Raw genomic sequence first — 24,603 nt, 5'->3', positions numbered from 1 at the left:
TGTGGTAGTTCCCACTTCATATTATTCGTGGTGCACCACCACTTTGCCCACGTGCTGACCACTGGCCAGGTAGTTCAGTGCCTCGCGAGCGTCCTGAAAATTGAACGTGCGATCAATGACAGGTCGAATCTGGTGCTGCGTCAGAAACTGGTTCATTCGCACAAATTGCTCGCGGCTACCGACATAAATCCCTTGCAGGCAGGCATTTTTGGATACCAGCGGAAACAGACTGCACGTGGGGGCACCAAAACCGGTCAGTACCCCAATCAGCGAAATTCTGCCACCAGTGCTAATTGCCTGCAGAGATTTTTCCAGTGTCCCTGGCCCACCAACCTCGAGAATGTGCTGCACACCCGATTGATGAGTGATTGTTAATACTTCAGCACCCCAGTCAGGGGTTTGCTGGTAATTGATCCCATGGTGGGCACCAAATTTCCGGGCAAAATTCAGTTTTTCATCGCTGCTGGAGGTAATAATTGTCTTGGCACCAGCTGCAACTGCCATTTGTAGCCCGAAAATCGATACCCCACCGGTTCCCTGTAGCAGAACCGTTTGGCCTGTAAGTGCTTGCTGCTCCGTGTTTTGGAACAACGCATTAAAAGCAGTGAGTGCGGCACAGGGCAGGCAGGCTGCCTCTGCAAATGAGAGATAATCGGGGATTTTCACTACGCCTGTGGCGGGCAGCACCACTTCTTTGGCAAGCATTCCAGGTGCACTACCACCCAACGCTGCCTTGTGGTGGGCCATTTGAAACGGACCTGAAAGCCAGGTCTGGAAAAAACAGCCCGCGACACGGTCGCCGATTGCAAAATCAGTAACTTCGCTGCCTACTTCGATAATTTCGCCCGCACCATCGGAAAGAGGAATCACCCCACTGAAATTGCGATTGGCCAGTTGGCGGGCATTGATGAGATCGCGGTAATTCAGCGATGTGGCACGTACCGCTAACCGCACCGCATCCGGAGGGAGATTTTCGGTAACAGGAATTTCTACCAGCTCAATGAGCTGTTCAGGATTGGAAAAGTGCCACGCAGCGGTCGTTTTCATAAATAATTAGCTATATAGCAGAATGTGCAATTATCGATATTGGACGATACAAACCAAAGGCAGGTGGTCAGATATCCCCGCACTGTGGTAGATGTTTCCTGAAAAATTCCGATTTGGGCGTGGAATCTGCTTGTCGTCTTTCGGTGTGAAAATCTGGTAAGGAAAGGCCGATTCCCGCGTAACCTTCCAGGTCAGGTGCTGGTCATCCAGCATCCCAGGCGAAACGATGATGTGGTCGATAATTTCCCACTTGTTGCGGAAAACATACGTCCCACGCTTTGCCCGTTCGATTGGCCACATTGTATTGTAGAGTGCACCTGCAGGAAGGCTTTCTTTCTCTTCCACAGCACGCAGGTTCTTAACAATCGAATCGTTGGTGGGGTAATCGTTGAAATCACCCATTAGCAGAAAATCTGCTTTGGGGTCTTTTTCCAACAGCTCATCCACTCTCTTTCGCAGGGTTTTGGCAGCAATAATCCGATTTTCTTCAGGATTACTGCGTGCTGGCCAGTGGTTCATGAACACCCAGAAAGGTTTATCATTCAGTAAAAATTCGGCTTCAGTGATGTCGCGGGTGTCTTTTCGCTCGACTGGCACGGCATGGAACTGTTCTTTGGCCAGTTTTACTTTGTCTGCATCGTAAATAATTGCGGTATCGATCCCGCGTCCACTGGGGGAATCCTGATGCACAATTTTGTAATTTCGCTTCAGGCGTTCCATCGCGTTAATTAAATCTTTCAGCACGGTGCGGTTTTCAATTTCCGACACACCCACAATATCGGGCCCTTTCCCATCGTTCATTTCTGTCAAGCACGCGTGCGAGGTTGCGTAATTTGCGGTTGTACCGTTCGTTATCCCACTTTTTGGGGCCTCCCGGTGAATTCTTCATCCCCTTCTACTTTGGGGTCGTCCACGGTATCAAAGAGGTTTTCCACATTCCAACTGACAATAAAGAGTTCACCAGCTGAAATCCGCAAATGTGAAAAAATGATGAAAGCAACAAGAGAGAGAAGTATCCGCACGATGATCTACCAGGATTAGCTTGTATTTGGATATTCTATGGCAGGAAGATTCCCACTGCACCCGAAAGGTAATATTTACGAAAACTTCTCTGGTACACTTTGAATTGAAACCAGTCTCAATACCGCAGATTCGACAAAATTCGCATAAATCGTGTGATTGCCGGGTAGAGATCGTGTCCTATAATTGCATTTTGTGACGCGTAATCGCAGGCATATGCCCTGCGCACCCATCCGATACAACAGATAAGGGGCCGAGAATGACCGAGGATCGAGGAGGGAGTCAGCGATTTCCCGCTTGGAAAAAACCGCAAGCGAGCTGGACTTCCATCTTTCGCACTTTCCTGGTTGCACTGAATCCAGGCAAATTATTCGTTGCTGCGATTGGCATTCTGGTTACCGCCCTGGGCTGGTGGTTGCTTTCTGTCATTTTCTACCACAGTTGGTCGGTGCCGGATCGCGAAAAAGTAGCCAGTTCCTACAAAGAAGTTCCAGACGGCCAGGATGCAGAAAAGCTGCGTGCCGAACGCCTGGTAAAAATTGAAAAAGATTATCAGGAACGGCTGGCAACCTGGGCGATGATGTACGAAATGGCTGGCCCCACCAATCGTGGGAATCAGGATGCCACAAAACGCTACGTCGAATGGTACCTGTCGCAGCACCCAGATTCGAAATCAATGAATTACGATCTGGCAAAAGGTTTTGGTGGGCGATACCGCTATATGCCCTGGGCCGATGATCGTGGCCCGAATCCTTTCTATGTGATGAAATCAACTGTCACTGGAACTTATGAACAACGCCAGTCGGTATTTGTCTGGTTTTTGGGTGGTCAGGTTCCCAACCTGATGGAACCGCTCGTGAAAATGGTCACCCCAGTAGTGTATTGTTTCGATTCGCGTGCCTCGTTCTGGGTCTACATCTATCTGGCAGGTCTGGTAACCTGGCTGTTAGTAGTGTGGGCCTTCTTTGGCGGCATCATCACTCGTATGGCTGTGCTGCAATTGTCCCACAAAGATGTGGGGGGCATCAAAGAAGCAGTTCGTTATGTCCGGAAACGGTACATCTCCTATCTGCTTTCACCCGCACTGCCATTTGGTCTGATTCTGTTTGTGCTGATCTGCTGCATCCTGTTTGGTGTCCTGCACTGGATTCCACTGCTGGGTGATTTGATTGACGGTCTGCTCTGGTTCCTGCCACTGGCAGGTGGCCTGGCAATTACGTTGCTCTTTTTGGGTCTCGTGGGCTATCCGTTGATGTATCCCACCTTGTCTACCGAAGGCAGCGATACATTTGACGCCTTCAGCCGATCATACAACTACGTTTATGAATCACCATGGCACTATGCTTGGTATTGCCTCTGTGCATTGGTGTACGGTGCAGTTCTGGTATTTTTCGTGGTACTTGTTGGTTCGCTGACCGCCTTCTTTGCCAAGTGGGGCGTTTCCAAGTTCCCTGCCTGGGGCGCTGACCGTTCGCCAGAATATCTGTGCGTCTACACACCGGAATCGCTGGGCTGGAAACAACTGCTCACCGAAGGCAGTCCCGCAGCCATCAACGATGACGGCGAATACATCAATCCCGAAGCGGCGAAAGCCTACATGAAAGACTTTGCCTGGTACAACCATATGGGTGCCGGCATGGTGGGCTTCTGGATTACCCTCGTATTCATGCTGACAATCGGTTTCAGCTACAGTTATTTCTGGACAGCAGCCACCCAGGTCTACCTGCTGATGCGGAAACGGGTGGATGAGACCGATATGGACGAAGTCTACATCGACGATGAGCCACTGGATCCTCCACCGGCAGCACCGGCACCGCTTCCGAACCCACCGACTCCTGCCCCAGCGCCAGCACCGGCACCTGTGGAACAATTTGTGGTGGCAAGTTCGGCTCCGGCGCCTTCAACTGTACCGGATGTTTCCAGCACACCTGCTTCGGTGCCAGAAACGCCCGCAGCACCCGCTGATGAAATTGCTCCACCAGCACCGGCACCTGTAGAACCAACTCCAGAACCAAAACCAACAGATCCTACCCCACCTGCAGGTGGGGACTCAACTGCCCCGAAGTAATAGGGTGGGTTTCAATATTCAGACGCCTGCCTTATTGTTAATTCGTTTGATTTCCAAATTGAATCTTTTCGTGCCAAAGTATTTCCTGCTGTATCGTGCGGATTTCCGTCAGACGTTGGTCTGCGGTAAACTCACGCACGACGCGGGCCTGACCGGACTTGCCAAATTTCGCCGCAAGTTCTTTTTTGGTAAGTAGTTGCACGATTTTTTCTGCAAGTTGGTTCAGATCGCCACATTCCACCAGAAATCCATCGCTGTCGTGCAAAATCAAGTCTGCCACGCCCCCGGCTCGATACCCAATCACTGGTTTTGCGTGCTGCCAGGCTTCCAGAAAGACAATTCCAAAGGAATCGTTGCGGGATGGCAGGCAAAACAGGTCAATTGCCTCATAGAAATCGTTTTTCTGTTCTTCGGACAGCACTCCCACCATTTTCACCCAAGGCGGGAGGGAATCCGGTGGAAATCTACTCGTAAACTGGCTGGTGGATGGTCCCGCCAGCACACAAATAGCATCAGGTATTTGCATATGCACAGATCGAAAGGCATCAAGCAGGTCAACGGTGCCTTTTTCTTCACTTAACGTGGCGAGATGCCCCACGAGTTTTGCGGTAGAGGAAATCCCGTATTGCTTCCGAAAGCGTGCCGCATCTCCTGTTTCTTTCAGTGGTGGCACACCCACTGCAGTGCGACGGATTCGCTTTGGTGCAACACCCATTTCCAGCACCGCAGCCTGCTCCAGTGAAGACTGAACAAGAACGCAATCTGCCTGACGCAGCCACCAGGCCAGTGATTTGCTGGTATAGGCACGGCGAATGCGATTGTGGGGCTGCTGTGGGTTGCCCAGATGTAGATATGGGGAGATGATCAGTGGGATTTTCTGTTGTTGCGACAGACGGTGGGCAGCCGCCATGATGAAACCAAACGGAAAAGCAAATGCGTGCACCAGATCATAATTTGAACGATTGGAGTGGGAGCCTGCCTGCCGCCACATTTCTGGGCAGATTGGGTTATAAGGTGCCAGCACACTACCCCAACGAGTAGTTTTCAGAGCCAGCGATGCTGCTTTCAGCAGATATTTCCGGCCAGGAAACCGGATCAGGGGAAAACGCCTGACGGTGACACCATCCTGAACCATGGTGCCACTGGAAAGTTCATTTGAGTGCTGTTTCTGAAAAGATTCTAATTTGTTGGCGGTGGTGGTCCAGACATCAATTTCATCACCTGCTTGCACACCATACTGGGCCAGTAATTCCAGCCAGCGTTCCGCACCACCAATTGCGGGTGGGAAACGATGAATAAGGTACGCAATTTTCACAATAGCGAACGCCCGGATTATTCAAACATGTGTCCCAGCTTGTCCCGCTTGGTTTGCAGGTAGCGTTCATTGTGGGGATTGGCTACAGAAGTAATCGGCACCCGATCAATAATTCGCAAGCCATAGCTTTCCAGGCCAACCACTTTTTTGGGGTTATTTGTTAACAGGCGGATTTCACGCACGCCGAGGTCGCGTAAAATCTGGGCACCGATACCGTAATGTCGCAAATCAGCTGCAAAACCGAGGCGATGGTTTGCTTCTACCGTATCCAGACCTTCTTCTTGCTGCAATTTATACGCTTTCAGCTTGTTCAACAGGCCAATCCCACGGCCTTCCTGCCGCATATAGAGCAACACCCCCCGGCCTGCTTCCAGGATTTGCCGTAGAGCCATATGCAACTGAGAACCACAGTCGCACAAGGCACTTTCCAGCACATCACCAGTAAAGCATTCGCTATGGACACGCACCAGTACCGGTTCCGCACATTTCGGTGTGATTCCATCGACTTCGACGCCGATATCACCCACAGTCAGGGCGACGTGCAGGTCACTGTCGACGATCGAAGAGTAGGCAAACAGATCAAATGTCCCCAGGTGGGTGGGCAGTTTCAAGCTGATTTCCCGCTTCACCAGTTTTTCGCGCGATCGGCGGTACTTAATCAATTCAGCGATGGTGCACATTTTCAGGTCGTGCTTCTGGCAGAATTCGCGCAAATCGCCCAGTCGGGCCATGTGCCCGTCTTCCCGAACAATTTCGCAGATCACCCCGGCTGGTTTGAAGCCAGCCAGTTTTGCCAGATCGACGCTGCCTTCGGTGTGGCCTGCACGCACCAGCACCCCACCGTCGCGTGATTGTAAACCATCCACATGGCCTTTATCAAACACCAGATCGGTGGGATTGGCGTTATCATCGATGGCAGTCAGGATGCTTTTTGCCCGGTCGAATGCTGAAATACCTGTAGTAATGCCGTAGCGAGCATCAAAATTGTGGGTAAATGGCGTGGCAGAAGGATCCAGATTCACCCCAGGCAGCAGTTGCAGGCCCACGCGTTGGCACATTTCTTCCGACATCGCCAGACAAAGCCGTCCACAGGCATTGCGAATCATGAAGTTGATGATTTCTGGTGTCACTTTTTCCGCAGCGACAACCAGATCTCCTTCGTTTTCGCGGTGCTCATCATCCACCAATACGATCATGCGGCCAGCACGCAGCTCAGCCAGGGCTTCGTCGATGGTGCAGAACGGGTTTGAATCTAATTCTGTAGTATCCATGCACTTATTATAGACCGCAGAAGGACACCGCGACAGCCAAAGTTCTCAGAAGCAACAATCAAACGATAAGCAGAGTGTTGGCCTGCACAATTGAAACCGGATTTCAGTGGTTACCAAAATTATTACTATGAACAAAATTTCATATTCATTGTTTTCTCATTATTTTGCTGGCAATTTGCTAAATTTTCGCGATTTTTCCAAGAAGATTGCTTGCGTCATTTGCAGTTACTCATTAGAAGTGTAATAGGAGTCTTTTTTCCCTTATCCCATTTCATATTAGGGGATTGTTTGATGAAGGTTCGAAGTTTGAGGTCAGGTTTCACACTGATCGAGTTACTTGTTGTAATTGCAATTATTGCCATTTTGATCGGTCTGCTGCTGCCTGCGGTACAAAAAGTGCGCGAAGCAGCAAATCGTTCCAAGTGCACCAACAACCTGAAACAGTTAGGTCTTGCTGCACACAATTACGAAGGGGTGCACGGTGTATTTCCTTCCGGCGTTCCCCAGGGGTATTGGCCGATTCCCACAGGTGCGGTGAACAACATCCGCAGTAGCTGGGTGGGGCCGTTGCTTTCCTACATGGAACAGAACGCAATGAGTGCTCAGTTTGAAGCCCACCTGGTATCACCCACGGCTTACACTTATCTGCAGACATTTGCTACGGCTAACATTCCCACACTGCAATGTCCTTCCGACGGGAATGCACCAAAGTTAGCCACCGTTCCAGGAAACATGCAAGGGTTGCATACCAGCTATCTGGCTGTCCACGGGAATGGCTTTGCTACCCCCGCTGGTGATCCCCACGGATTGAACCTGAATGGTATTTTCTATGGCCGGAGTCGTACTTCGATGGCTGGTATTACGGATGGCACCTCCAATACGCTGATGTTCAGCGAAATCCTGCAATCCAAAGATACAACGGCTCACGATGTGCGTGGGCGGATCTGGAATGCCGTGCATGCTGGTACCACCTTATCGACACTTTACGGCCCGAATACCACGGTGGGCGACAATGTACAAACCTATTGTATTGCTATCCCAGGTGCCCCATGTGCGGCACAGACAATTGGCAATAACTATGTCTCTGCCCGCAGCCGCCACACAGGTGGGGTGAACGGGGCATTGGCAGATGGTTCAGTTCGCTTTTTCCGCAATGCGATCACCTTGCAGGTATGGAACGGACTTGGTTCCCGTTCTGGTGGCGAAGTCTTCCAAAACGAATAAAGTCCCTGCTGCCCGTTTTCATCGCCTACATTTTTCCCAATTGAATGCCCTCGCCCCTCAACGCCATAGTTCCGGGCAGGCATTTTTCGATTTACTCCTAAACTATCCCCATGTCGTCTTGTTGGTGGGGAGTGCGATGCAATTCGAAGTAAAAGGGTTAACCAAATCGTTCCCAAGTGGGGAAAGCCGACTGGAAATTCTGGCGGATGTCGATTTGCAGATGACTTCTGGTGAATCGCTGTCGATTGTGGGCCCCTCTGGCTGCGGGAAAAGCACATTGTTGCATATTTTTGGCACGTTAGATCAGCCTGATGGTGGGGAAGTGCTGTTCGATGGCACGAACCCTTTTCAACTGGACGAACCGAAACTGGCCCAGTTCCGCAATAAAAACATTGGTTTTGTGTTTCAGGATCACTTGTTGTTGCCGCAATGCAACGTGCTGGAAAATGTTCTGGTGCCCACGCTGGTTGCGCGGGATGGGAACCGGAAAGATTTTCAGGAGCGGGCCACGAACCTGCTGGAACGAGTCGGTCTGGCCCACCGGATGACCCATTCACCAGCAAAAATATCGGGTGGGGAACGCCAGCGGGTGGCAATTGCCCGGGCATTGATCCATCGACCGTCCATGCTGCTGGCCGATGAACCCACCGGTAACCTCGACCAGGCTTCCGCAGGTGCGATCACTGATCTGCTCTTTCAACTGCACGAACAGGAACAATCGATTTTCATCTGTGTTACCCACAGTGGGGAGTTCGCCAGAACTTTTCGCCGTCAGGTGGAAATGCGAGACAAAAAACTGGTTTCTTTGTTGAATTAATTGCTTAATTGCCTCTCTCATCATGATTTCGGACAATGGTTGCGTGAAAAAATGTAATTTTGGCGGCCCCACCTGATGACATACGAAGAAGCGATTCAGTTTTGGTATCATCGGATCGATTACGAACGCCGACAGCCCCACCTGGGCGATCTGAAACTGGATCGGATGCGACTGTTGCTGCACTTGCTAGGCAACCCCCACCTGCGGCTGCGGTGCATTCATATTGCTGGCACCAAAGGGAAAGGTTCTTCGGCGGCAATGCTGGCATCGGTGCTGCAGCACGCGGGCTATCGCGTGGGGCTGTTCACTTCGCCCCACCTGGAAGATATTCGCGAACGGATACAGGTGGATGGCGAACTAATTTCGCAGGATGAACTCCGCACGCGAATGGTCACCCTGCGCGATGCCGTGCTTCAGATGGATACCTTCGGCAGCGAATTTTCACCCACCTTTTTTGAAGTGATTACCGCACTGGGGATGCTGCATTTTCTCTACCGCCAGGTTGACCTGGTGGTCTTGGAAGTGGGCCTTGGTGGGCGATTTGATTCCACAAACGTCTGTAGATCGATCGTTTCTGTCATCACCAGTATCAGTTACGACCATACCAATATCCTGGGCAACACGCTCGCAGAAATCGCGTATCAGAAAGCGGGCATTATCCGACCACGAGTTCCCGTTGTGGCACTGGCGAACGATCCAGAATCGTCGCAAGTCATTGAATCAATTGCACTTGCGGAAAAGGCTCCGTTGTCGATGCTGGGGCGGGATTTTCTGGTCTTCGTCAATCGGTGCGAAATCCCTCTGCCGGAAGGGCACGTACAAAAAATTGAAACAACCTTCGATTATTCGTCAGCCGGTTATTCATTAACAAATATTCATTTATCACTTTCCGGCACGCACCAAGTGATGAATGCGGCAGGGGTGATTCGCACTATTGAATGCCTGCGTGCACGTGGGCTGACAATTTCAGATCAGGCACTTCGTCAGGGATTGGCAAACACCCACTGGCCTGCCCGTATCGAACAGTTGAACGATCAACCGGTTGTGATTGTGGATTCTGCCCACAATGTGGCATCGGTGCGTTATTTGATTGAAACGCTGACCACAAAGTACCTACGTAGTAGCGAAGGCTCTCATCGAATCCTCATTTTTGCTGCGTCAACTGATAAAGATTTGGCTGGAATGGCACAGGTGTTGGTGACATTTTTCGACACGATTCACCTTTGTGCGTACCAAAGCAATCCCCGCAGTGCCAGTCCCCGCGATCTGGCAGCGATCTTTACCCTGGCGGGTGCCACGAACGTGGAAATTCATGATAATCCTCTCATCGCCTGGCAGGCTGCACGGCACCTGGCGAATGAGAAAGATTTCATTTGTATTACCGGTTCTGTCTTTCTCGCTGGAGAACTTCGAAGTATCGTCCTGAAAGGGGCAGGTGCCAGGGACCACTAAAATAATTCAGCGGAAACCGCTAGCCGCCCTGTAATCCGGCCCCATTTTTGCAAAACTGCGAGGAACAGGAATCCTACCATAACATTTCACTTGTAAACAAGGACCAATCATGAATGGTATCGCGATGCTGGGAACCGGCTTTATCGCTGGCTTTTATACCCAGGCACTGCATGGGAAACGCAGTCGAGACCGGGTAGACGTGGTTTATTCGCGTTCTGCTGAAAAAGGTGCCGTTTTTGCCACCAGGTGGGGCATTCCTACGGTGGTTACCGACATGAAGGCCGCCATTGAGCATCCGGATACCAAAGTGGTGATCGTTGCATTACCCAACCACCTGCATGAAGAAGCGGTGCTGCTTGCTGCAAACGCTGGAAAAGCAATTCTCTGCACCAAGCCACTGGGCCGCACCGCCGCAGAGGCACGCAGAATGTTGGAAGCGGTGGAAAAAGCGGGTGTTTTTCACGGATACCTGGAAGATCTGGTCTATACACCCAAAACCTTAAATGCTCTGCATGCCGTCCAGCGGGGCAGCCTGGGCACCATTATGTGGGTGCGTTCCCGCGAAACCCACCCCGGCCCCCACAGTGACTGGTTCTGGGATCGTCAATTAGCAGGTGGGGGAGCGATGATTGATATGGGCTGCCACTGCATCGAAATCGCCCGGAACTTCATCGGGAAAGAAATCCGGCCTGTTGAAGTGAGCTGCTGGGCGGATACCCAGGTGCACCCCATTGAAGCCGAAGACCATGCCATTGGCTTGGTGCGTTACGAAAATGGTGCAATCGGCCAATTTGAAGTCAGTTGGTCTTTCCGCGGTGGCATGGATCTACGTGATGAGATTGTCGGAACGGATGGCACCATCTGGCTGAATCATTGGTTACGTACAGGGACAGAAATGTTTACCGCGGTAGGCACCCAGGACTACGTGGCAGAAAAGGCAGAAGGCAACGGCGGCTGGCTGTTCCCCGTGGCAGATGAGGCAACCGCACTGGGGTATGCAGACATGTTTACCGATATGTTTGACTGTCTGGAACGTGGCAACGAGCCGATGGAAACTTTTTACGATGGCTATGTGGTGAATGCGATTCTGGACAGTGCCTATTACTCTACCCAGAGCCGAAAGTGGGAGAAAATTGATCTGGAACATTGGCGAGGCAAAACGGGCGTGCCTGCCATTTCCGCCCACAAGGACTTTGATGAGGATCATTTTTTGATTAAGCAGGAAAAAATGCCCGACGGCCGCACCAAAGTAATCCTGAAGCACAAACGCACCCACCAGATTTCGGCAGAGTGGGTACCGAAGGCCGATTGAGTTTTCATTTCAGGAATGAAGTTGGCGATTCGTATCCTGCTGAATTCTTCGCAGTATTTCCTGCTCGGCAGTTGCCTGCCATCGTCGCGGGTCTTCGAGGTCAGTTTGTGGTTGATTTGTTAACACCACCATGGCCGTTTCGACAAGCTGGTATGTGGCAAATGAAAAATACAAATCAGTGACCCCATTGGTGGGGAGTAAATCGGGCATTTTCAACAATTGTTCTATTTCATAGCTAACAAGATTTTTGGGCAGTTGGTGCATGGCCAGCAGATAACAACAACTCAGTTTCAGACGACTTATGATCGACATCATCGTAGAACGCAGAACCAGTTTTACCGCCTGCAACAGGGTATGCAAACCAGCTTGATCCTGAAATCCTGACAGCACCAGTTTCATCTGAAGTTTTTCCAGAATTGGAACCATCTTCCTGCGTGATATTCGCCCCGTTGTGGGTACATGCCAGCCGTTAGCAACTTCTGCCAGTTTTTGGATTTCGTCAGTTAATTGCAATTGCTGCAGTTTTTGTAACAGATGGTACCAGTAGATATACGAGACAAAAGGTACATTCGATGTTCGGTGGTATTTTGCAAATAATCTAACGGTCGTCTGAATCAGTGTCGGATTATTTGAGTGCAGAATGCTGCGAATCATCGATTCCAGGTGCCATTTTGCTTCCCCACTTTCAAGCAACGCTGGGGAGGACTGCATCTGTGCGAGCAATTCCTCAACTGTTCGGTCTTTTTCTACCTTACAATGAGTCCCACCGCGATACGAATCCAGAAATTGCTGGTATGCATTGGGTCCAGGGTGGGGCCTGAATATGAGCGAATTCTCACAAAATTGCTGCGCTACATACTGTTCTGCACTGGTGGTGGGTTCCAATTGTTGCACCGAGGGGTGCGAAACCTGCATTTGTCCGATCTGCTGTTGGAATTGCGTCGCCAGACTTCGCAACCATAAACTATCTTTTATTTGCACAAATGTTTGATCGAATAATTCCCCCGCCTGATCGTGGGCACCGGATTTGGCATATGCCCAGGCAAACAGCAGGTCGATCATCGCAGGAGTCTGGTCAGGAACTTTCTGTAAGTTCTTGATATGTAAGTGTTTCCGAAAAATCTGGCAGTGCGGCTGTTGCTGCTGATACCACATTTGTACTGTTTCGCGGTGCTGCACCAGCCAGGAGCGGGCTTTGGCCATTTCATTCCGATTATCCAGGCTGGGATAGCACATGATTTCTGGAAAATCCCCTGCAAAGTGCCAACATCTGTGCGAAAACGTTTCAACAACAGATCGTTGGTGCGTGCCAGAAACAGGTCATCCTGACCCACGATCTGTTGGAGGGCATGTTCTGCCAGCCAGATTGCTTTGGCAGACAGATGTGCTTGATGTCTTGCCAGCAGCTTGCGAATTCCCCGATATTTGCCTGAATTGTCGCAGGAAACGTGGGTTGCAGCGATGTCCAGGTAAGCAGTGCCGCCAGTTGCCTGGCGGAAGCCGGATTATCCTTCAATTGCAGTACTTTTGTCACGTCCTGCAGACTGGTCAGATGGGAAAGTGCCTTCGATTCTGCCCGCAGCCAACCCCAGGCCCAGGCAGCATGAGGGCGGGGTGCTTTCCAGAGTACCCACTGCCAGATAGCTGCTGCCTCTTCATATTGCTGTGATGCATCGTAAGCAGTTGCCAGTTCGACCCAATCGGCGATTGGTACGGAACCGAAAGTGGCAAACTCCCGCACGGCAATGCTGTGTTCGCAATGATGGAGAATCGATGTACTACTTCCGTTTTTCGGTAATTCGTCTCCGATTTTCAGAAAAGTTGGTGCGGTACTCGCTTGGTCGGGTTCTGGCTTGGTGCGTAACGATAGATGTGCGAACAAGCCTGTCAATAGTCTGCGAGCTTTTGAGATGTACCCACCCAGAGTGGCAGAGCTCGATGTCACAATTGTTGTTTGTGGGTCAACGAGTGCTGTATTTTCGACTTCAACCTTGACCACCGGGTGGGGGTGCAATTCCTGAAAGGTCTGCAGTTCTATTGTGTCCCACGCACGGGTTTGATGAGCCACTACGGGTGGTGCGGTGTATTGCGCAAGCTGCTGGACTGGCTGAAATCTGGCTGTCAGGCGAAGAATCTGGCACGGTTCACATGATTGGACGAGCAAAAGTTCGTCGGAATCTCGCTGAAATTGCTGATCGAGCCACGTTGCGGACAACACGTGGGGAATCATCAACCCAGGCGGGAGAAAAATATTGGGGAAACGCCCACTGGAAGTGCCCAGGAGCGTCAGATTGGTTGCATCCAGAGAGAATTGTGTGCGAAGCAGAATCCCTTGCTCCCCACAATGATCAAATGGCTGGCCGAATATTTGGCTTGTCTGCTCTTCCCCCACGTGGGGCAGCCAGTTTTGGAAAGCAACGGCCGACAACCAGTACAGATAATAATTTTGCTGGAAGGTGCGTGCATTGGTCCACCAGGTTACTGGATATCGCATAGGCAACGGTGGTGCACGATCCGAAGTCATATCAGTCGATGGCAAGAGGTAAAAACTGCTCGCGTAAGCGTTCCACAGCTTCCCATGCTTCCATCTGGACATCCATGTCGTCCGATTCGGTCAATTCATCCAGTTCCGGCCAGAGCCAACTGATCCCCTCGTTGGCAATCATCCGGATTGCATCAATTGCAATCGCTGCAGGTTGATGCAGCGATTCCCGCAGAATATTCAGTGCTGCAATTTCACCCAGGCGGGCACAGGCAGCCAATGCCGCTTTACGTACCCTTGGATTTTTGTGTTGCTTCAAATGGTTGAGCCGCGACAGCGTATCAATTCGGAGAATCGGTTCGTGCCAGCCCATACTTTCCAGTGCGGCCACGCGGGCTTCATTGGACCCATTGTCCAGGAAATGAATCTGCAATCGTTCTACTGGTTCGCAAGGATAATTTTGTAACGATTTCATTGCGGCACAGGCCAGTTGTTCCTCTGGCGAACCTTGTTGCACCGCCCTGCTGGCAAGCTGCACCAGGTGGGTGCGGATTTCTGCATCTTTGGACCACGACAGCACTTCAATGGCTTTCAACTGTTGTTGAAAATTCAGCTCTCCCCACAATTGAATAATTGGCAGGCCGACATCAACACGCAGTAATAGGCAGCATTCCAGAATATCCCACCGATTCTCTGGTGCGGCCTCTTCCAATGCAAAAGGCAATTCCTGAGAAATATCGTGCAGATATTCTGCCATCAGCGATTCGCTATCCCGCAGGTAGGCAATTTGCCAGCGCACATGCTGACGGCGGGCGGGATCATCTCGGAACGTGGCATGTTGATGGAATACCCGGCGGGCATGTCGACGGGCTTCTACAAATAACTGAATCACCAACGGATCAACCAACTCCGGGCAATGTTCGCATAAGCGGCGAATGGCATCTCCAAAGTAGGCATCCGCGTACATGCTCATCGGTAGTCGATTGCGACGGACAGATTCCATAACAATCTTTAGCACACGCATGGCATAGCGACATTCATTACGCGTCGGATACTGCAGGTATTCTGCAAATGCGACAAAGCCCACCAGTTCTGCAGCATATTCCGGCTTCAATTCTGTACAGACGCGATCGAACTGCTCCAATAACATGGGCAGTGCTTCGTTGATCTGCATAATTTTAGCTGCTGCAGCCAGGTCCACCAGGAATCTGCTGGATTCAATGGCATCGCCGGACGGTACCTGCTGAAGTTGCTCCTCCAGCAGTTGAATCGCGCCCAGATAATCGGCCTGGTCCCAAAGTTTTCGCAGTTCTTGCATACACTTTTTCCCTGCACGGCTATGCCCAAGTGGCAGACCAATGGTTAACAGATTCCCAACAGTTTTGACACTCGCCGGTGGAATCAACTGTCTCAGTTCAAATAAGTGGGCGTGGGAGTGCCGCGGTTGCCACATGGGCTGGCGGTTCATCCGAACACGTCTGCGCCAAAGCATCCCTGCCACGCTGACCGTCAGGATGGTGCCAATCAGCGTTTCGACCCACATGACTGCATTCCTTTAAATCCGGAGAATGCAGTGGCAGTTTCTTAACTGCGAATCTGCCCGTTTCCGGTCACCACGTATTTGTAACTCGTCAATTCTTCCAGCCCGCATGGCCCGCGTGCGTGCATCTTATCGGTGCTGATACCGATTTCTGCACCCAAACCCAGTTCGAAGCCATCGTTAAAGCGAGTGCTGGCATTGACCATCACTGCGGAGGCATCAATCGAACGGACAAAATGGTTCGCTGCAGCCAGATCCATTGTGACAATGGCTTCCGTATGGCCAGAACCATATTGCCGGATATGATCGATCGCCGCATCAATGCTGGACACTACCTTCATCGACACGATTAAATCGCAAAATTCAGCAGCATAATCACTTTCTGTCACATTCGTGGCATAAGACAGGTAGTTTTTCGTGATTTCGCAAGCTCTGATTTCCACATTGTGCTCCCGCAGTTTTGCCCCAATTCTCGAAACGAAAGAATCGGCAAGATCTTCGTGGATTAACAGGCTTTCCATGGCGTTGCAAACACCTGGTCGCTGGCACTTGGAATTGATGATGATTTCTTCCGCCATCTGAAGTGGTGCGGCTCGATCCACATACACGTGGCAGTTTCCCAGATAATGTTTCAGAACGGGCATTTTTGCTTCAGAAACCACCCGCCGAATCAAACTTTCGCCCCCACGTGGGATCGCCAGGTCGATATAGCGGTCCATCTGCAGAAAATGGCTGACCAGCGTGCGGTCGGAACTGGTCACCAGTTGCACCGCATCCTGTGGGAGATCAAACAGGGGTAATCGTTCCACCATTAGCTGATGGAGGCAATGATTGGAGTGCAGTGCTTCCTTCCCACCTCGAAGAATAACGGCATTGCCACTTTTGACGCAAAGTGCTGCGGCATCGATGGTTACGTTCGGTCGAGATTCATAGAGGAAGAAAATCACCCCCAGTGGTGTGGTGATCTTCTGCACCTGCAGCCCGTTCGGGCGTGTTTCGCCAGAACGGATCCGGCCCACCGGATCGGGCAGGTGGGCAACCTGACGCAGTGAATCTGCTGCTTGTTGCAATCTGGATTCATTCAGTTTCAGGCGTTCCCGCATGGCAGTGGGCAATTCTGTGGCAGCTTCCAGATCCAACTGGTTTGCGGCAATAATTCTGTCTTTCTGCAATTCCAGTTGTGCCGCACAGTCCAGTAGCCAGGCATCTTTCGGCGACCGTGTGCAGGTTGCCAGAACCCGCGATGCCGTGCGGGCGTTCTGTGCCATTTTCAGGCAGCTTTCCCAGGCCTCAGTAGTTGGAGAGGTCGTCGCAGTCACCGTTCGTCATCCTTTCAGCAAGTTGTCATCAATAATGGTACTTGAAAAACGCGCCAATGGAAAAGTTTTCAAAAGACGCTGCTCGGATGTTAAAGAGAGCATTCAAGCCAGGTGGCGCGAACAAAATAGTGAAGCTGAGTAAGAAATAAGGCCTGAAAGAGCTATTTGCAAGCAATATTGCGTTTTAACAATATCGGCATTTCGCAATATTGCTGTATTGTATTATTGCCATTAATCGATTTGCAACCCACGTGCGTTTGTTTTTGTAACATGAACGTGGTAAACTTTGCAGGAAACAGCCATGTCAGAACGATATATCGCCATTCAAGTGGTGATGATGCCTAGCGACACCAATCCTCATGGTACCATTTTTGGTGGGGTAATCCTCAGCTATATCGACATGGCAGGGGCAATTGCCGCACGCAGGCAATCGATTGCGTTTGGAAATTCACCTGAAATCGCCTTTGTCACAGTGGCTTTCAACCGCGTCGAGTTTAAGGAACCCGTTTACGTGGGCGATGTGATGCGGTTTGAAACCTGGATCACCCGCGTGGGCAAAACTTCCATTACGGTGCATATTGACGTGATTGCGGAACGCACCGGAAAAGAAATTCATGTAACTGAAGCTGAAGTGGTCTACGTGGGGATCGACAGCGAACGCCACCCGATGAAAATTAACCCGCAATCGTAACATGGGGGCATGCCGATAGTACAACATGCCCCACGAAACGCAAAAAGTTCTGAAGAATCCATTATTTTCTGCGTGGCACTTTTCACGCCTGCTAGAATAACAAAACATTTGCAGACCGCCAGCACTCTTACCGGAGATTTTCCACCGTTGTTTTCCTCTTTTCATTTATATTTTGAGGATGTTGAAATCGGGCAGGAATGGCTAAGCGTGGGCAGGACAGTTACCCAGGCGGACATCGTCAATTTTGCTGGTATCAGTGGAGATTTTAATCCCATCCACATGGACCATGTTTACGCCAAAAGCACACCTTTTCGGCAGCCAATTGCGCATGGATTGCTGGTGTTCACCATGGCCAGCGGCCTTGGGTTGAACTGCCCACCGATGCGAACCCTGGCTTTTCTTCGCGTCGGAGAGTGGCTGATGTCTGAACCGGTCTACATCGGAGATACCCTCCGCCTGAAGGCACAGGTGGTAGACAAGACGGTTCGTGGCCGTGGTCGTCGGGGCGAAATCAAATGGAAGCGGATTGTCCTGAATCAGGATGATCGGATCGTACAGCAAGGCGAAATAGTGACCATTGTCGAAGGCCGTGGTGCGAAGGTACTGATGTCACTTCCATGTAAAAATGGCTCGCCTGAACCAGTGACCGTTCCAGAAGTGGCACCCAAAGCTTCCTGAGATTATCTCATAACGCTGATTTTTGGTAAAAATTACCATCTTTTGCACTTGTAGGATTCCTTTTTTACAAGTATTCACCCCTCAAATTGCCGGAAGGTGCGCTGCCACGGGGGATTGAGCGTACCTGCTTTCGATCGTGGGGGATTTTTCAAATGAGTTTAAGTGCATGGTCGCTGATCGGTGCAATGCTGCTTCCCAGTCAGGCACCACAGCAAGTGGTTCCAACCAATCAGGCGGAAATTAAATTACCAATCAATTATGTACCTGGTAAAGAATCTGCTTTACGGGAAATGATCCTGTATGTTTCGCCCGATCTGGGTCGAACCTGGCATCAATATGCGGTGGCAAAACCGCAAACGGATAAGTTTTTTCCATTCCGTGCGGGTGCTGATGGGGAATACTGGTTTACGATGGTGCAGGTCAGCACCCGTGGGGATCGCCTGCCTCGCGATGTCTACGCTGCCGCACCCGACCTGAAACTGCTGATTGATACCAAAAAGCCTGTTGTTGCCATTCAAAATGCAGAACGCAAAGGCAACAGCATCACCGTGGGCTGGAAAATCGTGGAAAAGAACCCCGATTGGTCACGTTTCCGCATGGAATACAGCAATGATGGTGCCACCTGGCAAGCCCTGCAGGTGCGTCCGGAACTGGAAGGTACCACCATGTTCAACGTGAACAGCGGTGCCGCCGTCAGCGTGCGGATTACCTGCATGGACGTTTCCGGCAACAGTGGATCCAGCAGTCAGGAATTACCTGCTGCCGCCGTTGTCAGTGCCACTACTCCTGCCGATCTGGTGCGTACTTCGACGACTGGTCCGGAATTGTCTCCGCTGCCACCTCCACCCGGAACTGGTACCGGCAAAGAAGAAGTCACCCCACCTCTGCTGGTGGGCAATACTCCCAAAAAAGGAAAAGATGGGAACGATACCCGCCCCGATCCAACCTTTGCGGACGCACCTAAGCTGCCTGCCACGGGGCCCGCACCAACTGAAAAGCCAAAAGAACCTCAGGATATGCTGATTCCTGGCAGTGCCGATCCAGTAGGCATCAGCTCACGGTTTCAGGCAGCAAACCTGCCCCAGATTCAACACATCAACACCACCAGCTTCAAGCTGGCTTACGATGTGGAAAACAAGGGTACTTCGGGTATTGGCAAAGCGGAAATCTACGTTACTCGAGATGATGGCAAAACCTGGACGAAGTGGGACGAAATTGTGAAGCCGGAATCCCCACTGATCATCGATCTGCGAAAGAACGAAAACAAACAGGTGGAAGGTACGTACGGCTTAAAAGTAATCCTGCACAGTGGGGCAGGACTGGCCCAGGCCCCACCGAAAGATGGCGATGCACCCGACCTGCGTATTGAAGTGGATGTGACGTTGCCAATCGTGAAGATTTACAAACCAGATGCCCACCAGGCCGATCAGAATACCTTGATTCTGCGTTGGGAAGCATCGGACAAGCACCTGACCAGCGAGCCGATGACGCTGGAATGGGCAGAAAGCCCCAACGGCCCCTGGATTCCGATTGTTCCTGGTGAAAATATTGGCGTAGGAACGACCAGTGCCCGACGTGTGGCAAATACGGGTCAGTATGCCTGGAAAATCCCAAGCGATTTCCCCGCCCACAAAGTGTTCCTGAAAATGGCCGCACGCGACCTGGCAGGAAATATTGCCGAAGCAATTACCCGCGAACCAATCGTGGTGGACCTTTCCAAACCCAGCGCAATCCGCCTGAACATCATCGGTTCCGGCAAGTAAAGAATAAAAGTGCATGAAATACAGATGTTTCATGCGTGATTACATGTCAACTCATTACGCTCGCGTACAGCCAATTATTCTTTATGACTCTCATATTGTCTGCTGGCGAAGTATAGCCAACTAGCAAGTTCAACAAATTGATGAGCAGTTCGTTTTGATTGATGATGCTGCGTCGCTCGCTTGAAATAAGAAGCTCAGTTCAGCGTATCGCTGGCTTGCGACAGGCTTATCTGGTCTGGGATTTAGTATAAAATAAGTATTTTCAGCGATTGTGGCAGGAATCGCTTTGTATTCGCTCCGCGACTCTGCTCAATCGCGGACCCGTTCTGTCAGCAAGTACCCAATAGTGACCTGACGCGAATGAATCCATACGAAACGCCGGATCACAATTCGAATCCCGAGGAATCGCCGAAGCGTGAGAGATCCATTTCGCGAATCACGTTGATTGAGGTGCTGATTGCTGCCGGAATCATAGCTGCCCTGGTAGCGTGGTTGCCGAGAGAATGGAACAAATAGATTCTCGCACTACAAACACGCTGCAATTGAGAAGAAATTCAACATAGTACTTTACCGAACCCAGTAGTCGTTGGTCGTACAAGAATCGACTCATTCTGTAACTGTCTCAGTCGTTAAGCAAACCCAAATCGAGAATGCGACAGAACAATCCCGTGCACACGGAGGACAAGATCGCGAGTCTACAAATGGTGAATCAACCCGCCGTCCCAGGTAACGAATCCGTGATTTAGCATATAGTAAAGGTGACGGCTACAGGTGCCTAAGTGTGTGATTAAAACAGGAATCGCTTCATATCCACGTCCGCAATTCTGCTCAATCGCGGACCAGTCAGGAGGCCAGAACCTTCAACATGGCAACAATTACAACTGGCTCATATCGACTTGCCGAGCAAATCGGTGGCTGGGCTGTTTTCGCCGAAATCACGCTTTCAGTGGTTGCGCGTACTGGCCACCACCCGCTCGTGACTCTCGACGGTGATTTACAAGTTGATCAGCATGGGCCTGACACAATATCAATAGGTTTCGGCGCTGCATACGCGCTGAGCTATATTCCAAACTCCGAATGCGTTGGAATCATTGTTCATAGTCTAAACACAAATCCTGTCGACACCACTCCGATGGCGCTTGCATACGCGACTTGCCACGCAGTACTCGCATGTTTCAACGAATCCCCCACCGTGCTTCCATATTTCGATCGGAATTCACGAACCTTCGTATTTCCTGCACGTGGACCCAAAGACTGACTCGAAACACGATGTGCAATGCCACGCAGTAATTCACGATCGTCGTTGCACCGAACAGCCAAAGCACCATGCCATGTACCGAAGTGGCTGCGGAGAAAGGCAACTAAATTCAAAAATTTGCCCTACCACCCGGTGATAACTGGGACCCAGTTTAGCATACACTATGATTGAAGGCCACAAGCGGCTTAACCAGCGATTAGAGCAGAAACCGCTTGGTACCAACGTCCGCAATTCTGCTCAATCGCGGTGATCACTCGAAACGGGATGCCAAATCAGATGCTAACTGGAACTGAACAGCTTCGTCCTTTTCTACCCACAAAGGAATTTGAAGTATCCAAGCGTTTCTATGAAGCCCTTGGATTTAAGATAACTTTTGACGGTGAAGTTGCGATTTTCGAATGTGGTAGCGGTGGTTTCATTCTTCAACGTTATTTTCAGGAAGACTGGGCCAGCAACTCCATGATGCAACTTGTAGTCGACAATCTTGATGAATACTGGTCTTATATCGTTTCGCTGGATCTTCCAAACCGCTTCGGAGTGGCATCCCCAAAGGCACCTGAGATGCAACCCTGGGGGCTACGGATTGCATACATCGTTGATCCCGCTGGTGTCTTGTGGCATATCGCACAACGTTGAAAGGATTTGAGCGTAATTGTAGCACGGGCGTCCCGCCCGTGAAAGAACTATAGGTGAGTTGTCCATTTTACGAGCAAAGATGGCTTGAGCACCGATATTCCATTAGAAACAACAGGGAAACATCAGATTGGTAAGAACGAATCGATCCAAGTGGTGCGTCAATTGGCGAAACGATAGAGAATGTCTTCCTGTTCCACGACTTCAATGGAACCTGGGCGAAGCTGCCTGATTTTCGTGATAGCTTCACGTGGGGAGTCACCAGCCTGAATCAGGTGGGCTGCCAGAATGGTACCGGTGCGGCCAATACCTGCTCGACAGTGCACCACGACTTTGCGTTGATTGGTGATTGCTTTTTCAATTACCCCCACGGCCTGCCTTAATTCTTCAACCGTTGGTGCGTGCATATCCGGGATGGGAATGTGCACACTCATCAGGCCCGCATCATCGATTTCCTGTTTGGGCAGTGGGTCTTCCGTCAACGTAATGACGATATCGATCCCTTGTTCGCGTAGCCAGACCAGGCTTTCCACATCGTATGGATAGGCACAACCGGCTACATGCTCGCTGATCCAGGAAAAATTCCCCGGCTGGGACATTCTTTCTCTCCTAAGGTTCACGGTGCTGTTACCAATAGTGTATGGTTATCGCAGCGATTTCAGACCATGTTTTGCCCGATAGCGATTTGCCTGCTGCCACACATGATCGTCTACCTGCAGCAGATCAATCAGGTTACCGGTAGAAATGCCTAGCAACGTGGCAATATCTGATACTTTACTGCCCATGGCGTGCATGAGATCCAATAACAGCCCAATTGCGGGCCAGAAGCGGGGATCTTTTGCTTTCAGATGCGCCCGGCCATCATTGCTGCGTGCATTTGACCAGTCGGGGTGGGCCTGCACCACCTGGGGCAATAACAGATCCGTAGGCCAGGGATCGCGGATTTCAATGAATAACGCACAATAGAGTCTGCGTGCAGCCTTCGCTTTGTTTTCGTGCTGCGAACGACTCTCTTCGGCAATGATCAGCAGGCCACTGGGTTGATGACGCAGCCTCACAGCGGAGCTGGTTTTATTACGTTTCTGGCCCCCAGGCCCACTGGCGCGGTAGGTATCCACCTGGCACTGTGCCAATAACTGGTCTTCCGTAAGCCCTGTCCAGGTGCGGCGAATTGATTGCTTCACAATCTGCTCAATCAGGTGGGGCAAATCCAGTGGAGGTGCTGGTTCTGAAACCACTGCTTCGGCAGATGTGGGCAATGATTCTTCGGCAGGTTGGTCGGCGTTGTTCATCGGAAACTATTCAGGCTGCCCAGAAAAAAACCGTACCAGATCGGCAGACGTAGCTATGATAGCGAAGTTTGTTGAAGGGTTCGCCAGAGAAAATGGGGCTACATCAACTCTTTAATCGGTGTGGCATCGCTTACCAGGTGGGTGGGGCGGCCTTCCGGTGTGTAGACAATTTTGCTGGGGTGAATGCCCAGTTTGCGGTAAATTGTCGATGCGAAGTTTTCCGGAGAAAGCACCCGTTCGACCGCGGCATAACCTTTCTTGTCGGTGGCACCAATCACCTGACCGCCACGGATGCCCCCACCTGCGAAGAGCACGCTCATTGCATTCGACCAGTGGTCTCGGCCAGCATCTTTATTGATTGTCGGGGTACGGCCAAACTCACCTAACGCAATCACTAACGTGGTATCCAGCATCCCTCGCTGATCCAGATCTTCGACCAATGCGGAGACCGTTTGATCCCACGTGGGCAGTCGCTTGGAGAGTGTTTCAAACAGCTTGGTGTGGTGATCCCAGCCACCATCGTTGATGGTGATAAAGGGAACGCCCGCTTCCACCAGGCGACGTGCGAGCAACGCCCGTTGCCCAAATGGGTTACGGCCATACCGCGTGCGGGTCTTTTCATTTTCTTTGCCAATATCAAACGCTGCCTGGGCGGGGCGAGATTTCATCAGATCGGCAGCCTGACGATAATGTTCATCCATCGCCAATGCGGGGTCACCAGTGGTTTTGTCAAGCAACCGCTGAAAGCGATCTACTTCTCGGCGAAGATCGTTTCGCATTTCCAGGCGGGCTTCGGCGATACCTGCAGGTAGGGCTACATCACGCACAATGAATGAGGCACTGTTCGGGTCGCCATCCACCACAAATGGTGCGTGCGAGGCACCCAGGAAGTTGGGGCCACCGGAACGGCTCATGCTGGGTAACGAAAAATAAGAAGGCAAGCCACCTGCGGCAGGCTTTTCGTGGGAAACCACCGAGCCCAAGCTGGGATGAAAGCTGACAAACGCCCCGCAACCCACGGGAATCCGTGTGGGAGCACCCGTCATCATATAGTGGTTACCGGCACCATGATTTCCCTGATCGTGGCGAATCGACCTTACTACAGCCAGTTTGTCCGACATCGCAGCCAGCCTGGACATGTGCTCGGAAAAGAGGCACCCAGGGGTCTTGGTGGCAATAGTTTTGAACTGCCCACGAATTTCTGCAGGGGCATCTGGCTTGGGATCAAACGTTTCGTAGTGCGTGGGTCCACCATCCATCCAAATCAGAATGCACGACTTGGCCTGTGGGGCTATCTGTTCCAGTTCGCCAGCAAGCAGGCTCATGGCACGCGACAATCCCCCACCCAGCAGCGCGGTTAAGCCCAACTGAATGGCATCACGCCGACTGGGCGAACTGCCAGAGAAAATTGGATTTCGCAT

At 51.2% G+C, this 24,603-nt stretch carries 20 protein-coding genes; 9 read left to right on the top strand and 11 right to left on the bottom strand.

The genetic code is table 11. The annotated features are described in order from the left end of the window. Window positions 1–21: 21 nt before the first annotated feature. Together R3B84_10385 and R3B84_10380 are read right to left on the bottom strand one after the other, a co-directional pair. The gene (locus R3B84_10385) at window positions 22–1,047 is read right to left on the bottom strand and encodes an NAD(P)-dependent alcohol dehydrogenase (GenBank protein MEZ6140967.1); all 1,026 of its coding nucleotides are present in this window, start codon (window positions 1,045–1,047) and stop codon (window positions 22–24) included. Window positions 1,048–1,077: 30 nt separating this feature from the next. Next, the gene (locus R3B84_10380; GenBank protein MEZ6140966.1) at window positions 1,078–1,848 is read right to left on the bottom strand and encodes a hypothetical protein; all 771 of its coding nucleotides are present in this window, start codon (window positions 1,846–1,848) and stop codon (window positions 1,078–1,080) included. A gap of 478 nt (window positions 1,849–2,326) precedes the next feature. Here R3B84_10380 and R3B84_10375 point away from each other — a divergent pair, with 478 nt between their 5' ends. Continuing rightward, window positions 2,327–4,135 carry a hypothetical protein gene (locus tag R3B84_10375; protein MEZ6140965.1) on the top strand — a complete coding sequence of 603 codons (1,809 nt, stop codon included), beginning with the start codon at window positions 2,327–2,329 and terminating at the stop codon, window positions 4,133–4,135. A gap of 37 nt (window positions 4,136–4,172) precedes the next feature. On the opposite strand, the gene R3B84_10370 is transcribed toward R3B84_10375, so the two are convergent. Next, window positions 4,173–5,450 carry a glycosyltransferase family 4 protein gene (locus tag R3B84_10370; GenBank protein MEZ6140964.1) on the bottom strand — a complete coding sequence of 426 codons (1,278 nt, stop codon included), beginning with the start codon at window positions 5,448–5,450 and terminating at the stop codon, window positions 4,173–4,175. Window positions 5,451–5,467: 17 nt separating this feature from the next. Continuing rightward, a complete protein-coding gene (ribA, locus tag R3B84_10365) occupies window positions 5,468–6,721 on the bottom strand; it encodes a GTP cyclohydrolase II (protein MEZ6140963.1) in 1,254 nt (417 codons plus the stop codon). Window positions 6,722–7,012: 291 nt separating this feature from the next. Here ribA and R3B84_10360 point away from each other — a divergent pair, with 291 nt between their 5' ends. From R3B84_10360 to R3B84_10345, 4 genes are all read left to right on the top strand, one after another. Then, the gene (locus tag R3B84_10360; GenBank protein ID MEZ6140962.1) at window positions 7,013–7,945 is read left to right on the top strand and encodes a DUF1559 domain-containing protein; all 933 of its coding nucleotides are present in this window, start codon (window positions 7,013–7,015) and stop codon (window positions 7,943–7,945) included. Beyond that, window positions 7,920–8,762: an ABC transporter ATP-binding protein gene (locus R3B84_10355; protein ID MEZ6140961.1), complete on the top strand. Its 843-nt coding sequence runs from the start codon at window positions 7,920–7,922 to the stop codon at window positions 8,760–8,762. The genes R3B84_10360 and R3B84_10355 overlap by 26 nt, the downstream gene beginning before the upstream one ends. Before the next feature lie 75 nt (window positions 8,763–8,837). Beyond that, the gene (locus tag R3B84_10350) at window positions 8,838–10,214 is read left to right on the top strand and encodes a folylpolyglutamate synthase/dihydrofolate synthase family protein (protein MEZ6140960.1); all 1,377 of its coding nucleotides are present in this window, start codon (window positions 8,838–8,840) and stop codon (window positions 10,212–10,214) included. Between the two features lie 109 nt (window positions 10,215–10,323). Further along, window positions 10,324–11,526, top strand: a complete 1,203-nt coding sequence (locus R3B84_10345) for a Gfo/Idh/MocA family oxidoreductase (GenBank protein ID MEZ6140959.1) — start codon at window positions 10,324–10,326, stop codon at window positions 11,524–11,526. 9 nt (window positions 11,527–11,535) lie between these two features. Here R3B84_10345 and R3B84_10340 read toward each other — a convergent pair whose 3' ends face one another. The 4 genes from R3B84_10340 to R3B84_10325 are packed head-to-tail and all read right to left on the bottom strand — an operon-like array spanning window position 11,536 to window position 16,867. Beyond that, entirely contained in the window at window positions 11,536–12,762 is a 1,227-nt protein-coding gene (locus R3B84_10340; protein MEZ6140958.1) for a hypothetical protein, read from the bottom strand. A 49-nt stretch (window positions 12,763–12,811) separates the two neighbouring features. Further along, window positions 12,812–14,050 (bottom strand): hypothetical protein, encoded by a 1,239-nt coding sequence (locus R3B84_10335; GenBank protein MEZ6140957.1) that lies wholly within the window; start codon window positions 14,048–14,050, stop codon window positions 12,812–12,814. A gap of 1 nt (window position 14,051) precedes the next feature. Beyond that, window positions 14,052–15,551 carry a HEAT repeat domain-containing protein gene (locus tag R3B84_10330; GenBank protein ID MEZ6140956.1) on the bottom strand — a complete coding sequence of 500 codons (1,500 nt, stop codon included), beginning with the start codon at window positions 15,549–15,551 and terminating at the stop codon, window positions 14,052–14,054. 41 nt (window positions 15,552–15,592) lie between these two features. Then, the gene (locus R3B84_10325; GenBank protein MEZ6140955.1) at window positions 15,593–16,867 is read right to left on the bottom strand and encodes a glutamate-5-semialdehyde dehydrogenase; all 1,275 of its coding nucleotides are present in this window, start codon (window positions 16,865–16,867) and stop codon (window positions 15,593–15,595) included. A gap of 301 nt (window positions 16,868–17,168) precedes the next feature. Here R3B84_10325 and R3B84_10320 point away from each other — a divergent pair, with 301 nt between their 5' ends. The 4 genes from R3B84_10320 to R3B84_10305 all read left to right on the top strand — a co-directional run bounded on the left by R3B84_10320 (window position 17,169) and on the right by R3B84_10305 (window position 21,893). Further along, window positions 17,169–17,558, top strand: a complete 390-nt coding sequence (locus tag R3B84_10320; GenBank protein MEZ6140954.1) for a hotdog domain-containing protein — start codon at window positions 17,169–17,171, stop codon at window positions 17,556–17,558. Window positions 17,559–17,705: 147 nt separating this feature from the next. After that, entirely contained in the window at window positions 17,706–18,236 is a 531-nt protein-coding gene (locus tag R3B84_10315; GenBank protein MEZ6140953.1) for a MaoC/PaaZ C-terminal domain-containing protein, read from the top strand. Window positions 18,237–18,388: 152 nt separating this feature from the next. After that, window positions 18,389–19,999: a hypothetical protein gene (locus tag R3B84_10310; GenBank protein MEZ6140952.1), complete on the top strand. Its 1,611-nt coding sequence runs from the start codon at window positions 18,389–18,391 to the stop codon at window positions 19,997–19,999. Between the two features lie 1,522 nt (window positions 20,000–21,521). Beyond that, complete coding sequence (locus R3B84_10305) at window positions 21,522–21,893, top strand: hypothetical protein (GenBank protein ID MEZ6140951.1); 372 nt, start codon at window positions 21,522–21,524, stop codon at window positions 21,891–21,893. A gap of 158 nt (window positions 21,894–22,051) precedes the next feature. On the opposite strand, the gene R3B84_10300 is transcribed toward R3B84_10305, so the two are convergent. The 3 genes from R3B84_10300 to R3B84_10290 all read right to left on the bottom strand — a co-directional run bounded on the left by R3B84_10300 (window position 22,052) and on the right by R3B84_10290 (window position 24,603). Next, the gene (locus tag R3B84_10300; protein ID MEZ6140950.1) at window positions 22,052–22,489 is read right to left on the bottom strand and encodes a dual specificity protein phosphatase family protein; all 438 of its coding nucleotides are present in this window, start codon (window positions 22,487–22,489) and stop codon (window positions 22,052–22,054) included. Window positions 22,490–22,534: 45 nt separating this feature from the next. Next, window positions 22,535–23,182 carry a peptide chain release factor-like protein gene (locus R3B84_10295; GenBank protein ID MEZ6140949.1) on the bottom strand — a complete coding sequence of 216 codons (648 nt, stop codon included), beginning with the start codon at window positions 23,180–23,182 and terminating at the stop codon, window positions 22,535–22,537. A gap of 98 nt (window positions 23,183–23,280) precedes the next feature. Continuing rightward, entirely contained in the window at window positions 23,281–24,603 is a 1,323-nt protein-coding gene (locus R3B84_10290; GenBank protein ID MEZ6140948.1) for a DUF1501 domain-containing protein, read from the bottom strand.

It is taken from the genome of Zavarzinella sp., from assembly GCA_041399155.1.
Taxonomy (GTDB): Bacteria; Planctomycetota; Planctomycetia; order Gemmatales; family Gemmataceae; genus JAWKTI01.
The sequence above is the reverse complement of the archived record's forward strand: the minus strand, read 5'-3'. Positions and strand labels throughout refer to the sequence as shown.

Bases quoted from the DNA above. Each gene is read 5' to 3' on its own strand.
- R3B84_10320 (MEZ6140954.1), top strand. From the start codon at position 17,169: ATGTCAGAACGATATATCGCCATTCAAGTGGTGATGATGCCTAGCGAC.
- R3B84_10335 (MEZ6140957.1), bottom strand. From the start codon at position 14,050: ATGACTTCGGATCGTGCACCACCGTTGCCTATGCGATATCCAGTAACC.
- R3B84_10300 (MEZ6140950.1), bottom strand. From the start codon at position 22,489: ATGTCCCAGCCGGGGAATTTTTCCTGGATCAGCGAGCATGTAGCCGGT.
- R3B84_10290 (MEZ6140948.1), bottom strand. From the start codon at position 24,603: ATGCGAAATCCAATTTTCTCTGGCAGTTCGCCCAGTCGGCGTGATGCC.
- R3B84_10330 (MEZ6140956.1), bottom strand. From the start codon at position 15,551: ATGTGGGTCGAAACGCTGATTGGCACCATCCTGACGGTCAGCGTGGCA.
- R3B84_10345 (MEZ6140959.1), top strand. From the start codon at position 10,324: ATGAATGGTATCGCGATGCTGGGAACCGGCTTTATCGCTGGCTTTTAT.
- R3B84_10375 (MEZ6140965.1), top strand. From the start codon at position 2,327: ATGACCGAGGATCGAGGAGGGAGTCAGCGATTTCCCGCTTGGAAAAAA.
- R3B84_10380 (MEZ6140966.1), bottom strand. From the start codon at position 1,848: ATGAACGATGGGAAAGGGCCCGATATTGTGGGTGTGTCGGAAATTGAA.
- R3B84_10385 (MEZ6140967.1), bottom strand. From the start codon at position 1,047: ATGAAAACGACCGCTGCGTGGCACTTTTCCAATCCTGAACAGCTCATT.
- R3B84_10305 (MEZ6140951.1), top strand. From the start codon at position 21,522: ATGCCAAATCAGATGCTAACTGGAACTGAACAGCTTCGTCCTTTTCTA.
- ribA (MEZ6140963.1), bottom strand. From the start codon at position 6,721: ATGGATACTACAGAATTAGATTCAAACCCGTTCTGCACCATCGACGAA.
- R3B84_10350 (MEZ6140960.1), top strand. From the start codon at position 8,838: ATGACATACGAAGAAGCGATTCAGTTTTGGTATCATCGGATCGATTAC.
- R3B84_10310 (MEZ6140952.1), top strand. From the start codon at position 18,389: ATGAGTTTAAGTGCATGGTCGCTGATCGGTGCAATGCTGCTTCCCAGT.
- R3B84_10360 (MEZ6140962.1), top strand. From the start codon at position 7,013: ATGAAGGTTCGAAGTTTGAGGTCAGGTTTCACACTGATCGAGTTACTT.
- R3B84_10340 (MEZ6140958.1), bottom strand. From the start codon at position 12,762: ATGTGCTATCCCAGCCTGGATAATCGGAATGAAATGGCCAAAGCCCGC.
- R3B84_10295 (MEZ6140949.1), bottom strand. From the start codon at position 23,182: ATGAACAACGCCGACCAACCTGCCGAAGAATCATTGCCCACATCTGCC.